The organism is Streptomyces sp. NPDC008137, assembly GCF_042957035.1.
Lineage (GTDB): Bacteria > Actinomycetota > Actinomycetes > Streptomycetales > Streptomycetaceae > Streptomyces.
This window is the reverse complement of sequence record NZ_JBIBHN010000008.1, coordinates 189,465-203,029: the sequence shown is the minus strand read 5'-3', so window position 1 is coordinate 203,029 and position 13,565 is coordinate 189,465. Positions and strand designations below refer to the sequence as shown.

Sequence of the window (13,565 nt, the reverse complement as noted above, 5' to 3'; positions counted from 1 at the left end):
AGCCATGCCCTTGGCGCCCCAGCGGGCCGACGTGCCCGTGACCATCGACGAGTCGAAGTGCATCGACGGCTGCACGCTCTGCGTGGACATGTGCCCGCTGGACTCCCTCGCCATCGACGAGAGCAACGGCAAGGCCTACATGCACGTCGACGAGTGCTGGTACTGCGGTCCGTGCGCGGCCCGATGCCCCACCGGAGCCGTCACGGTCAACATGCCCTATCTGCTCCGGTGAGAGGCCCGAACCGCCATGTCCCGATCTGCCATGCCCCGAAGCAACACGTCCCGAACCGCACTGAAACGCACAGCGGTCGCGGTGTCCGCCGTCGTCCTCCTGCTCCCGCTCGGCGCCTGCGGTGGTGACGCCGAGGCCGGCAGCGGCTCCACGGTCACCGTCACCGTCGGCTACCAGTCCAGGACGATCAACACCGTCACGGCGGGCACCCTGCTCCGCTCCCTCGGCTACTTCGAGAAGCAGCTCAACGCCCGCCACGACGGCATCACCTACAAGGTGAACTGGCAGGACTACGCCACCGGGGCTCCCATCACCGCCCAGATGACCGCCGGGAAGATCGACATCGGCTCGATGGGCGACTTCCCTCTGCTCATCAACGCAGCCCGCGGCAAGCAGCTGAACAGCCCCACCCGCCTGGTCTCGGTCACCGGCTACAACCTCCGCGGCGGCCTCAACACCATCGTCACCGCGCCCGGTTCCAAGCTCGCCTCCCTCAAGGACCTGAAGGGCAAGAAGGTCTCCACGAGCGTCGGCTCGGCCGCCGACGGCACCCTCGTACGGGCCCTGCAGCGCGCCGGCATCGACCCGGACAGCGGCATCGAGAAACTCAACCAGCAGCCTTCCGTCGGTGCCTCGGCGCTCACCGCGGGCAGCGCGGACGCCCTGTCCCAGTTCGTCGCCTGGCCGGGCCTGCTCGCCTACCAGGGCAAGGCCAAGGCCCTGTACGACGGGGCCCGGCTGAATCTGCCCACCTTCCACGGCGTCACCGCACGCGAGGACTTCGCCAAGGAGCGCCCCGCCGTGCTGGACGCGTTCCTGAAGGCACAGGCGCAGGCGACGGACTATCTGAACGACCACCCGGTGGACGCCGCCGAGAAGGTCGCGAAGGCGACCGGCCTGCCCGCCGAGGTCGTCTACCTCTACAACGGCGCTCACGGCATCGCCACCTTCGACCCGGCGATCAAGCCCCAGCTCGTCTCCGCCCTGAAGAAGGACGTCTCGATCCTCAAGTCGGCGAAGCTCACCGGCGACGTGGACGTCGACTCCTTCGTCGACGACCAGTACGTGCAGAAGGCCCTCGGCCAGGCGGCGTACGCCGGGCGACTCGCCACGAAGCCCGCGCCCGCCGCGAGCGAGGCCTGGCCCAAGGGCGCCTCGAAGACCGTCACCTTCACCTCCCCTTCTCAGCTGCTGAAATACGTGGCCGGACACCGCGACGGCCTGCGCGCCGCCTACGTCCCCGACACCACCACCGGCACCCTGTGGTTCGCCGACAAGGCCGTGTGGGTGGCCGACGGCGACAAACTGCTGCCCTTCGTCGCACCCGAGACCGCGCAGGCGTACATCGCCGGGCACGGCGGAGCGCGGGTCGTCTCCTACGCCGACGCTCTGGAGCGGACGTCGTGAGGCGTTATGTGCTCCGGATGGCCTCCCTGGCCGTCGCCCTCGGCCTGTGGCAGACGCTGACCAGCCTGAACGTCGACCTGTGGCTGCGCTTCTCGCAGTTCCCGACGGTCACCGACGTGGCCCGGGCCTTCGCCGCCCGGCTGTCCGGGCCGGACTACTGGACTGACCTGACCGACAGCCTCACCCGGATCCTCACGGGCTTCCTGCTGGCCGCCGTCCTGGGCGTCGCCACGGGTGTGCTCGTGGCGCGCTCGCGGCTCGCCGAGGACCTGCTCGGCCCGGTGCTGGAAGTGATCCGGCCGATCCCGGCCATCGCGCTCGTCCCCGTCGCGATCCTGCTCTTCCCCTCCAACGAACAGGGCATCGTCTTCATCACCTGCACCGCCGCGTTCTTCCCCGTACTGGTCTCCACCCGGCACGCGGTGCGCGCTCTGACTCCCATGTGGGAGGAGGCGGTGCGCACGATGGGCGGCGGCCGGTGGCGGATCCTCGGCTCCGTCGTCCTGCCGGGCGCGCTGCCCGGCGTGTTCGGCGGCCTGTCCGTCGGCATCGGCGTGTCCTGGATCTGCGTGATCTCCGCCGAGATGATCTCCGGTCAGTACGGGGTCGGCTACCGCACCTGGCAGGACTACACCGTCGTCGACTACCCGGGCGTGTTCGTCGGCATGGTCACCATCGGCGTGCTCGGCTGGCTCACCTCCACGGCCGTGGAACTGCTGGGCCGCCGCCTCACCCGCTGGCTGCCGCGCACCGCGTACGTCCCCGGCGCCCGGCCGTCCCGGCCCGCCCAGCACGCTCGGCCCGCCCGGCCCGTGAAGCGCACGCCGGCCGCCCCCGCCGCCACTCCCGGCGGCCCCGCATCCAGCGGCCCCGCATCCGAGGAGGCACGCGATGAGCACCTCGTCTGAGACCGCCCCGAACACCTCGTCCGAGGCCGTCCGGAGCCCCTCGTCCGAGATCGTCGGTAGCCACTCGACCGAGACCGATGTCACCACGATGCCGGTGCGCGGCACCCGGCTCACTCTGTCGGGCGCCTCCCTCGGCCGCCCCGGCGCACCCGCCCTGGACGACGTCGACCTGGACATCGCCCCCGGCGAGACCCTCACCGTCGTCGGCCCGTCCGGCTGCGGCAAGTCGACCCTCCTGCGCACCCTGGCCGGGCTGCTGTCGCCCCTCGCCGGGGAGATCACCCAGGACGGGCACCCGCTGACCGGCCCCGGGGCCGATCGCGCCCTGGTCTTCCAGGAGGACGCCCTGCTCCCCTGGCGCACCCTGCGCGCCAACGTCGAACTGCCCCTCGCCGTCAGCGGCGTGTCCCGCGCCGAGCGCCGGGAACAGGCCCAGGCCTGGCTGGAGCGGGTCGGACTCGGCACGCGGGCACGGCAGTTGCCGCACCGGGTCTCCGGCGGGCAGCGCCAGCGTGTCCAGCTGGCCCGCGCCCTGGCCGCACGCCCCCGTGCCGTCCTGATGGACGAGCCGTTCGGCGCGCTCGACGCCCAGACCCGGGCGGGCATGCAGGACCTGCTGGTGGAGGTGCTGCACGGCACGGGCGCGACCGTCGTCTTCGTCACCCACGACGTGGACGAGGCCCTCTTCCTCGGCGACCGTGTCGCCCTGCTCGGCGCGGGCGGCCTCGCCGCCGTACGGGACGTGCCCCGCCCGCGCGACCGGGGCGCGCACGACGACCCGGCGCGCGTGACTCTGCGGCGCGACGTCCTCACCTCGCTCGGTACGTGAAAGGCACCCCGGTGACCACCTCCGTGAACCCTCCTGCGGACACCTCCCTGGCCGTCCCGTCCCTCGCCGACGCCGAGGAACTGACCTGCGACGTCCTCGTCATCGGCGGCGGCACCGCCGGCACCATGGCCGCACTGACCGCCGCCGAGCACGGCGCGAACGTGCTGCTGCTGGAGAAGGCCCACGTCCGCCACTCCGGCGCGCTCGCCATGGGCATGGACGGCGTCAACAACGCGGTCATCCCGGGCCGCGCCGAACCCGACGACTACGTCGCCGAGATCACCCGCGCCAACGACGGCATCGTCGACCAGTCCACCGTCCGCCAGACCGCCACCCGCGGCTTCGGCATGGTGCAGCGGCTGGAGTCGTACGGCGTGAAGTTCGAGAAGGACGAGCACGGGGACTACGCGGTCCGCCAGGTCCACCGCTCCGGCTCCTACGTGCTGCCGATGCCGGAGGGCAAGGACGTCAAGAAGGTCCTGTACCGGCAGCTGCGGCGGCGCGAGATGCGGGAGAGGATTCGCATCGAGAACCGGGTGATGCCGGTGCGGGTCCTCACGGCCGAGGGGCGGGCCGTGGGAGCGGCGGGCTTCAACACCCGCACCGGGCGGTTCGTCCAGGTCCGCGCGGGCGCGGTGATCCTCGCCACCGGCGCCTGCGGCCGCCTCGGCCTGCCCGCCTCCGGCTACCTCTACGGCACCTACGAGAACCCCACCAACGCGGGCGACGGCTACGCCATGGCCTATCACGCGGGCGCCGAGCTCACCGGCATCGAGTGCTTCCAGATCAATCCGCTGATCAAGGACTACAACGGCCCGGCCTGCGCCTATGTCGCCAACCCCTTCGGCGGCTACCAGGTCAACCGGCACGGCGAGCGCTTCGTCGACTCCGACTACTGGTCCGGCCAGATGATGGCCGAGTTCGCGGCGGAGGTCGCCTCCGACCGGGGCCCGGTCTACCTGAAGCTCAGCCACCTCCCCGAGGAGTCGGTCTCGGCCCTGGAGACGATCCTGCACTCCACCGAACGCCCGACCCGGGGCACCTTCCACTCCGGCCGCGGCCACGACTACCGCACCCACGACATCGAGATGCACATCTCCGAGATCGGCCTGTGCGGCGGCCACTCCGCCTCCGGCGTCCGGGTGGACGACCACGCCCGTACGACCGTGCCCCGGCTGTACGCGGCCGGCGACCTGGCCTGTGTGCCGCACAACTACATGATCGGCGCGTTCGTCTACGGCGACCTCGCGGGCGCGGACGCGTCCCAGTACGCGGCATACGAAGGGGAGTTGCCTGCCGAGCAGCTCCGGGAGGCGCACGAGCTGATCTACCGCCCGCTGCGCAACCCCGACGGCCCGCCGCAGCCCCAGGTCGAGTACAAGCTGCGCCGCTTCGTCAACGACTACGTGGCCCCGCCGAAGTCCGGCGCCCGGCTGTCGCTCGCTCTGGAGGCGTTCGAGCGGATGCACGCCGACATCGCCGAGATGGGCGCCCACACCGCGCACGAGCTGATGCGCTGCGCGGAGGTCACATTCATCCGCGACTGCGCGGAGATGGCCGCCCGGTCCTCCCTGGCCCGCACGGAGTCCCGCTGGGGCCTCTACCACGACCGCCTCGACCACCCCCGGCGCGACGACGCGTCCTGGTTCCACCACCTCGATCTGCACAAGTCCCCCTCTGGTGCGATGGAGTTCACGGCCCGTCCCGTGGCTCCCTATCTCGTTCCGGTCGACGGCTTCACCCCCGTCGGAGGCCCGTCCCGGCTCATCGGCGAGGTCCACGCCGAGGACGTGGCGATGGCGGGGTCGCGGGATCTGGCGCCTGTCGCCGCCTCGGCCGGGGTGGCGGAGCCGCAGCACGCCGTGCCGGCGTCGTCCCCCGCTCCCCCTCCCGGAGATTCCTCCACCCGCCTCCTCGAGCTCGTCGCCCTGGCCGATGAGGAGCCCGAACTCGACGCCCTTCAGCCCTACCTGACCGATCCCGCTCCCGCCGTCCGGCGCGAGGCGGTCGCCGTGCTCACCGAGACGCTGCCGCCGGGAACCGGCCGGGCCCTCGCCTCCGCCCTGCGCGACAGCGCCGCCGAGGTGCGGGCCGCCGCTGCCGCGTCACTGCGGGAGCTCGTCGAGACGCTCCCGCCCGAGCCCGACCTGCGCGACGGCCTCGCCGCCGCCCTGGACGAGCCCGACCCGGTGGTCCGCGCCGCCGCGCTGGACGTCCTGCGCGCCCTGCGCCTCGGAGACGCCGTCCTGTTCGCGGAGTCCCTGGCCGACGCCGACATCGCCGTCCGAATCGAGGCCGTACGCGCGCTGGTGTCGGTCGACGCCACCGAGGAACTGGCCCGTGCGGCGGTCGACGAACCGTCCCGCGAGGTCCGGGTGGCGATCGCCAAGGGGCTGGCCACGGTGGGGGCCGACCGGCTGGCCGGTGCCCTGCCTTCCGGCTCCGACTCCACCGCCGGCTCGATCGCAGCGGCCCTCACCGGCCTCCTCGACGACCCCGACGCCCTGGTGCGTGCGGCGGCCTACGGAGCACTGGGCACCACCGGCTGCCCGGCCTCCCTCACGGCGCGTGCCGTGGCCGCCCTGTCCGACTCGGCCTGGCAGGTACGGGGCGGGGCCGCCACGGCCCTCTCCGTCGCCGACCCGGAGGTGGCGGTCCCCGCCCTCGCCAAGGCCCTCGCGGACGCCAACGCCGATGTCCGCAAGGCCGCCGTCCTGGCACTGACCCGGCACCGCACCGCCGAGGAGGCCCGCGCGGCCCTGGCCACGGCGACGGCGGACTCCGACGCGGATGTCAGGGCGTACGCGGCACGGGCGCTGTGACCGGGCCGTATCCCGGAGTCATGTGACCTGGCCGGAGCCCGGCCTCATATCCAGTCGGGTTCCGGCTCCGTCATCTCTGGCCAGTCGTCCGGCCCGTCCACGTCGCGGCCGGGCGCCTGGGCCGGAGCCCGGTCGGGCCCCTGGGCCGGGGTCGAGCCGGGCTGCCCGCCCAGTGACGCGAGCACCTCCAGCACGCCCTCCCCGTAAGTCGCGAGCTTCTTCTCGCCCACCCCGCCGATCCCACCGAGCTCGGCCACCGACGCCGGCCAGACCGTGGCGATCTCCCGCAGCGTGGCGTCGTGGAAGATGACGTAGGCCGGTACGCCCTGTTCGCGTGCCTGCTCGGCCCGCCAGGCGCGCAGCGCCTCGAAGGCCGGCACCAGCGCCTCGGGCAGCTCGGCGGCGGCCGCCTTGCCCTTCCCCCGTCCGGAGCCCGAGGCCGACGAGGACCCCGACCGGGAGGTCACCGGCTTTTTCGGCTCCTTGCGCAGCGGCACGTCCTGCTCCCGCCGCAGCACCGTCCCGCTGCCCTCGGTCAGCACCAGCGTGCCGTACTCGCCCTCCACGGCGAGCAGTCCCTGGGCCAGCAGCTGCCGGATGACACCCCGCCACTCGGCCTCGGTCAGCTCCTCGCCGATGCCGAACACCGACAGCTGGTCGTGGTCGAACTGGATCACCTTGCCGGTCCGCTTGCCCAGCAGGATGTCGACGATCTGCACCGCGCCGAACTTCTGGCCGCGCTCGCGCTGCAGCCGCACCACCGTCGACAGCACCTTCTGTGCCGCGACCGTGCCGTCCCAGGTCTCCGGCGGAGTCAGGCAGGTGTCGCAGTTGCCGCAGCCGGCCGGGTCCGGGTCCTGGCCGAAGTAGGCGAGGAGCTGGCCCCGGCGGCACTGGACGGTCTCGCACAGCGCCAGCATCGAGTCCAGGTGGGCCTGGGCCCGCCGCCGGAAGGCCTCGTCGCCCTCGCCGGACTGGATCAGCTTGCGCTGCTGTATGACGTCGTTGAGCCCGTAGGCCATCCAGGCCGTCGACGGCAGCCCGTCACGGCCTGCCCGGCCCGTCTCCTGGTAGTAGCCCTCGACCGACTTGGGCAGATCGAGGTGGGCGACGAAGCGGACGTCGGGCTTGTCGATGCCCATGCCGAAGGCGATGGTCGCGACCACGACCAGGCCGTCCTCCCGCAGGAAGCGGGACTGGTGGGCCGCGCGGGTGCCGGCGTCCAGGCCCGCGTGGTACGGCACCGCCTCGACGCCGTTGCGGCTGAGGAACTCGGCGGTCTTCTCGACGGAGTTGCGCGACAGGCAGTAGACGATGCCCGCGTCGCCCGCGTGTTCCTCGCGCAGAAAGCTCAGCAGCTGCTTCTTCGGGTCCGCCTTCGGCACGACCCGGTACTGGATGTTGGGCCGGTCGAAGCTCGCCACGAAGTGGCGGGCCGCCGGCATGTTCAGCCGCTCGGTGATCTCCTGGTGCGTGGCGCGCGTGGCCGTAGCGGTGAGCGCGATCCGCGGCACGTCCGGCCAGCGCTCGCCGAGCAGCGACAGCGTCAGGTAGTCGGGCCGGAAGTCGTGGCCCCACTGCGAGACGCAGTGCGCCTCGTCGATCGCGAACACGGAGATCTTGCCGCGCGCGAGCAGATCGAGCGTGTTCTCCAGCCGCAGCCGCTCCGGCGCCAGGTACAGCAGGTCCAGCTCGCCCGCGAGGAACTCGGCCTCCACCACGCGACGCTCGTCGAAGTCCTGCGTGGAGTTCACGAACCCGGCCCGCACGCCGAGCGCCCGCAGTGCGTCCACCTGGTCCTGCATCAGGGCGATGAGGGGGGAGACGACGATCCCCGTGCCCGGCCTGACCAGGGCGGGCACCTGGTAGCACAGGGACTTTCCGGCACCGGTCGGCATGAGCACGACGGAGTCACCGCCCGCGACCACGTGCTCGATGACCGCTTCCTGCTCGCCCCGGAATGCCTCGTACCCGAAGACCCGGTGCAGCGTGGCCAGCGCCTCGCTCTGCGTCACTGACATCTCAGCGATACCGCCCGTCCCACCCATCGTCCTGTCCCCCGTACGTCGTCCCTCGACCACTGCTTCCACGATAGGGGTCCCCACCGACAGCCCCGAAGTTATCCACAGGCTGGGCGAGCACCCCCTTCGACGCCGGGCTTCAAAGCCGACGGCCCGGCACCCCGAGAAGGGACGCCGGGCCGCAGCCACGTCACGGCAAGCGCCGCGTCAGCGCACGAAGACCCCCGCCTGACCCGCCAGATCCAGGAAGTACTGCGGCGCCACACCGAGTACCAGCGTGACCGCCACGCCCACCCCGATCGCCGTCATGGTCAGCGGCGACGGCACGGCCACCGTCGGGCCCTCGGGCTTCGGCTCGCTGAAGAACATCAGCACGATGACGCGGATGTAGAAGAACGCCGCGATCGCCGACGAGATCACACCGACCACGACCAGCGGGGCCGCCCCGCCCTCCGCCGCCGCCTTGAACACGGCGAACTTCCCGGCGAAGCCGGAGGTCAGCGGGATGCCAGCGAAGGCCAGCAGGAACACCGCGAACACGGCCGCCACCAGCGGAGATCGCCGGCCGAGCCCCGCCCACTTGGACAGGTGCGTCGCCTCGCCGCCCGCGTCCCTCACGAGCGTGACCACCGCGAAGGCACCGATCGTCACGAACGAGTACGCCGCCAGGTAGAAGAGGACGGACGAGACACCGTCCGGTGTGGTGGCGATGACACCCGCGAGGATGAACCCGGCGTGGGCAATTGACGAGTACGCCAGCAGCCGCTTGATGTCGGTCTGCGTGATCGCGACGATCGCACCGCCCAGCATGGTGACGATCGCCACGGCCCACATCACCGGGCGCCAGTCCCAGCGCAGCCCCGGCAGGACGACATACAGCACGCGCAGCAGCGCGCCGAACGCGGCCACCTTCGTCGCCGCCGCCATGAAGCCGGTGACCGGCGTCGGCGCGCCCTGGTACACGTCCGGCGTCCACATGTGGAACGGCACCGCGCCCACCTTGAACAGCAGGCCCATCACCAGCAGCGCGGCGCCGATCAGCAGCAGCGCGTCGTTGCCCATGGTGCCGGCGAGCGCCGGGTTGACGTCCTGCACGGTGCCGTCGACGACCTGCGCGATCGTCGCGTACGACATCGAGCCCGCGTAGCCGTACAGCATGGCGATGCCGAACAGCGTGAACGCGGAGGCGAAGGCGCCGAGCAGGAAGTACTTGACCGCCGCCTCCTGCGACATCAGCCGCTTGCGGCGGGCCAGCGCGCACAGCAGGTACAGCGGGAGGGAGAAGACCTCCAGCGCCACGAACAGCGTCAGCAGGTCGTTGGCCGCCGGGAAGATCAGCATGCCGGCGACGGCGAACAGCAGCAGCGGGAACACCTCGGTGGTGGTGAACCCGGCCTTGACCGCGGCCTTCTCGCTCTCGCTGCCCGGCACGGACGCGGCCTGCGCGGCGAAGGAGTCGACGCGGTTGCCGTGCGCCTCCGGGTCGAGCCGCCGCTCGGCGAAGGTGAACAGGCCTACCAGGGCCGCCAGCAGGATCGTGCCCTGAAGGAAGAGGGCCGGTCCGTCGACGGCGATGGCGCCCATCGCCGCGATGCGCGCCTTGGTCGTGCCGTACCCGTCGGCCGCCAGGGCCACGACCGCCGCGAAGGCGGCCGCGATGGCGACGACGGACACGAACATCTGGACGTAGTAACGCGATTTACGCGGTACGAACGCCTCTACCAGGATCCCGAGGATCGCCGCGCCGACGATGATCAGGGTGGGGGCGAGCTGCCCGTATTCGATCTTCGGCGCGTCGATCTTCGTGATCGGTTCGGCCGCCGTTGTCCACAGGCTGTGGACGGCTGTTGCGCTCACTTGGCCGCCTCCACCTCGGGCTTGGGGTCTTTCTGCTGGACGTCGGACATGGTCTGTTTGACCGCCGGATCGATGATCTGGGTGATGGGCTTCGGGTAGACGCCCAGGAAGATCAGCAGGACGACCAGCGGGGCGACGACCACGAGTTCACGCACCCTGAGGTCCGGCATCTTCGCGAGCTCGGGTTTCACCGGGCCCGTCATCGTCCGCTGGTAGAGGACGAGGGTGTAGAGCGCGGCCAGGACGATGCCGAAGGTGGCGATGATGCCGACCACCGGGTACCGCGTGAATGTGCCGACCAGGACCAGGAACTCGCTGACGAACGGTGCGAGGCCCGGCATCGACAGGGTCGCCAGGCCGCCGATCAGGAACGTGCCGGCGAGCACCGGCGCGACCTTCTGCACTCCGCCGTAGTCGGCGATGAGCCGCGATCCCCGCCGGGAGATCAGGAAGCCCGCCACCAGCATCAGCGCGGCGGTCGAGATGCCGTGGTTGACCATGTAGAGCGTCGCCCCGGACTGGCCCTGGCTGGTCATCGCGAAGATGCCCATGATGATGAACCCGAAGTGGGAGATCGACGCATAGGCCACAAGCCGCTTGATGTCGCGCTGGCCCACGGCGAGCAGGGCGCCGTAGATGATGCTGATGAGCGCCAGCACGAGGATCACGGGCGTCGCCCATTTACTCGCCTCCGGGAAGAGCTGGAGGCAGAAGCGGAGCATCGCGAAGGTGCCGACCTTGTCGACGACCGCCGTGATGAGCACGGCGACCGGGGCGGTGGACTCCTGCATCGCGTTGGGCAGCCAGGTGTGCAGCGGCCACAGCGGCGCCTTCACCGCGAAGGCGAAGAAGAAGCCCAGGAACAGCCACCGTTCGGTGTTGGTCGCCATGTCGAGCGAGCCGTTGGCCCGCGCCTCGGCGATCTCCGTGAGCGAGAAGTTCCCGGCGACCACGTACAGGCCGATCACCGCGGCCAGCATGATCAGGCCGCCGACCAGGTTGTAGAGCAGGAACTTCACCGCCGCGTACGACCGTTGCGTCGCAGCCGCCTTCTCGCCGTGCTCGTGGGCACGGTCCCCGAAGCCGCCGATGAGGAAGTACATCGGGATGAGCATGGCTTCGAAGAAGATGTAGAAGAGGAAGACGTCGGTGGCCTCGAAGGAGATGATCACCATCGCCTCGACGGCCAGGATCAGGGCGAAGAAGCCCTGCGTCGGCCGCCACCGCGTGGACCCGGTCTCCAGCGGGTCGGCGTCGTGCCAGCCCGCGAGGATGATGAACGGGATCAGCAGGGCCGTGAGCGCGATCAGCGCTACCGCGATGCCGTCCACGCCCAGTTCGTAGCGGACGCCGAAGTCGGCGATCCAGGAGTGGGACTCGGTGAGCTGGTAGCGGTCGCCGCCCGGGTCGAAGCGCACCAGGACGACGATCGCCAGGACGAGTGTGGCGAGCGAGAAGAGCAGCGCCAGCCATTTGGCGACGGTGCGCCGCGCGGCCGGTACTGCGGCCGTGGCGATCGCCCCGACGGCCGGGAGCACCGCTGTCGCTGTCAGGAGAGGAAAGGACATCGGTATCAGACCGCCCTCATCAGCAGGGTCACGGCGACCAGGACCGCCGCGCCGCCGAACATCGAGACCGCGTAGGAGCGGGCGAAGCCGTTCTGCAGCTTGCGCATCCGCCCGGAGAGGCCGCCGACCGAGGCCGCCGTGCCGTTGACGACGCCGTCGACCAGGGTGTGGTCGACGTAGACCAGGGACCGCGTGAGGTGTTCGCCGCCGCGGACCAGGACGACGTGGTTGAAGTCGTCCTGGAGGAGGTCGCGCCGGGCGGCCCGGGTGAGCAGCGATCCGCGCGGGGCGACAACCGGGACCGGGCGCCGTCCGTACTGCGCCCAGGCGAGGGCGACGCCGATGACCATGCAGGTGACGGTCGCGCCGGTGACCGCGGCGGCGCTGAGGGGCGAGTCGCCGTGGCTGTGGCCGGTGATCGGCTCCAGCCAGTGCACGAAGCGGTCGCCGATGCTGAAGAACCCACCGGCGGCCACCGACCCGACGGCCAGCACGATCATCGGGATCGTCATGACCTTGGGCGACTCGTGCGGATGCGGTTCATGGCCGTTCGCGTCGGGCTGCCAGCGCTTCTCGCCGAAGAACGTCATCAGCATCACGCGCGTCATGTAGAACGCCGTGATGGCCGCGCCCAGCAGGGCCACGCCGCCGAGGATCCAGCCCTCGGTGCCGCCCTTGGCGAACGCCGACTCGATGATCATGTCCTTGGAGAAGAAGCCGGACAGGCCCGGGAAGCCGATGATCGCCAGGTAGCCGAGGCCGAAGGTGACGAAGGTGACCGGCATGTACTTCCGGAGGCCGCCGTACTTCCGCATGTCCACCTCGTCGTTCATGCCGTGCATGACCGAACCGGCGCCGAGGAACAGCCCCGCCTTGAAGAAGCCGTGCGTCACCAGGTGCATGATCGCGAAGACGTAGCCGATGGGGCCGAGGCCCGCGGCGAGCACCATGTAGCCGATCTGCGACATGGTCGAGCCGGCCAGTGCCTTCTTGATGTCGTCCTTCGCGCAACCGACGATCGCTCCGAACAGGAGCGTGACGGCGCCGACGACGGTGACGACCAGCTGCGCGTCCGGGGCGCCGTTGAAGACGGCCGCGGAGCGGACGATCAGGTACACGCCCGCCGTCACCATCGTCGCGGCGTGGATGAGGGCCGAGACCGGGGTCGGGCCCTCCATCGCGTCCCCGAGCCAGGACTGCAGCGGCACCTGGGCGGACTTGCCGCAGGCCGCGAGCAGCAGCATCAGGGCGATGGCGGTCAGCTTGTCCTCACCGGCGGCACCGGCGAGGCCGGCCTCCTCGTGGGTGCCGAGCACCGGCCCGAAGGCGAAGGTGCCGAACCACAGGAACATCAGCATGATCGCGATGGACAGGCCCATGTCGCCGACGCGGTTGACCAGGAAGGCCTTCTTCGCCGCCGTGGCGGCGCTGGGCTTGTGCTGCCAGAAGCCGATCAGCAGGTAGGAGGCGAGACCGACACCCTCCCAGCCGACGTACAGCAGCAGGTAGTTGTCGGCGAGGACGAGCAGCAGCATCGCCGCGAGGAACAGGTTCAGATAGCCGAAGAAGCGGCGGCGCCGCTCGTCGTGCTCCATGTACCCGACGGAGTAGAGGTGGATCAGCGAGCCGACGCCCGAGATCAGCAGGACGAACGTCATCGACAGCTGGTCGAGCTGGAAGGCGACGTCCGCCTGGAAGCGCTCGACCGGGATCCAGCTGAACAGGTGCTGGCCCATCTCCCGGTTGTCCGGGTCCTTGCCCAGCATGTCGGCGAACAGCACCAGGCCGAGCACGAAGGAGGTGGCGGCGAGGGCCGTGCCGATCCAGTGGCCGACGGCGTCCAGCCGGCGTCCGCCGCACAGCAGGACCACCGCTCCGAGCAGGGGCGCCGCCACCAGCAGCGCAATCAGGTTCTCCACGA

The 13,565-nt window shown here is 70.9% G+C and carries 9 protein-coding genes; 5 read left to right on the top strand and 4 right to left on the bottom strand.

Translation table 11 applies throughout. The features are described from left to right. Nucleotides 1-4 precede the first annotated feature (4 nt). The 5 genes from ACFZBT_RS16005 (at nt 5) to ACFZBT_RS15985 (ending at nt 6,198) form a co-directional block, all read left to right on the top strand. Nucleotides 5-232 (top strand): ferredoxin family protein, encoded by a 228-nt coding sequence (locus tag ACFZBT_RS16005; RefSeq protein WP_010986276.1) that lies wholly within the window; start codon nt 5-7, stop codon nt 230-232. 60 nt (nt 233-292) lie between these two features. Next, the gene (locus tag ACFZBT_RS16000) at nt 293-1,639 is read left to right on the top strand and encodes an ABC transporter substrate-binding protein (RefSeq protein WP_391103660.1); all 1,347 of its coding nucleotides are present in this window, start codon (nt 293-295) and stop codon (nt 1,637-1,639) included. Further along, the gene (locus tag ACFZBT_RS15995) at nt 1,636-2,547 is read left to right on the top strand and encodes an ABC transporter permease subunit (protein ID WP_391103382.1); all 912 of its coding nucleotides are present in this window, start codon (nt 1,636-1,638) and stop codon (nt 2,545-2,547) included. Before ACFZBT_RS16000 ends, ACFZBT_RS15995 begins: the two co-directional genes overlap by 4 nt. Nucleotides 2,548-2,635: 88 nt before the next feature. After that, nucleotides 2,636-3,376, top strand: coding sequence for an ATP-binding cassette domain-containing protein (locus ACFZBT_RS15990; RefSeq protein ID WP_391103657.1), 741 nt, complete (start codon nt 2,636-2,638; stop codon nt 3,374-3,376). Between the two features lie 11 nt (nt 3,377-3,387). Beyond that, on the top strand, nt 3,388-6,198 hold the full coding sequence (locus ACFZBT_RS15985) for a fumarate reductase/succinate dehydrogenase flavoprotein subunit (RefSeq protein ID WP_391103379.1): 2,811 nt from the start codon (nt 3,388-3,390) through the stop codon (nt 6,196-6,198). Nucleotides 6,199-6,242: 44 nt separating this feature from the next. Here the strand turns inward: ACFZBT_RS15985 and recQ are convergent, their stop codons facing one another. The 4 genes from recQ to nuoL form a co-directional block, all read right to left on the bottom strand. Then, nucleotides 6,243-8,246 (bottom strand): DNA helicase RecQ, encoded by a 2,004-nt coding sequence (recQ, locus tag ACFZBT_RS15980; RefSeq protein ID WP_391103377.1) that lies wholly within the window; start codon nt 8,244-8,246, stop codon nt 6,243-6,245. 180 nt (nt 8,247-8,426) lie between these two features. Next, complete coding sequence (nuoN, locus tag ACFZBT_RS15975; RefSeq protein ID WP_391103374.1) at nt 8,427-10,076, bottom strand: NADH-quinone oxidoreductase subunit NuoN; 1,650 nt, start codon at nt 10,074-10,076, stop codon at nt 8,427-8,429. After that, a complete protein-coding gene (locus ACFZBT_RS15970) occupies nt 10,073-11,644 on the bottom strand; it encodes an NADH-quinone oxidoreductase subunit M (protein WP_391103371.1) in 1,572 nt (523 codons plus the stop codon). The genes nuoN and ACFZBT_RS15970 overlap by 4 nt, the downstream gene beginning before the upstream one ends. Nucleotides 11,645-11,649: 5 nt before the next feature. Beyond that, a complete protein-coding gene (gene nuoL, locus ACFZBT_RS15965; protein WP_391103369.1) occupies nt 11,650-13,563 on the bottom strand; it encodes an NADH-quinone oxidoreductase subunit L in 1,914 nt (637 codons plus the stop codon). Nucleotides 13,564-13,565 lie beyond the last annotated feature (2 nt).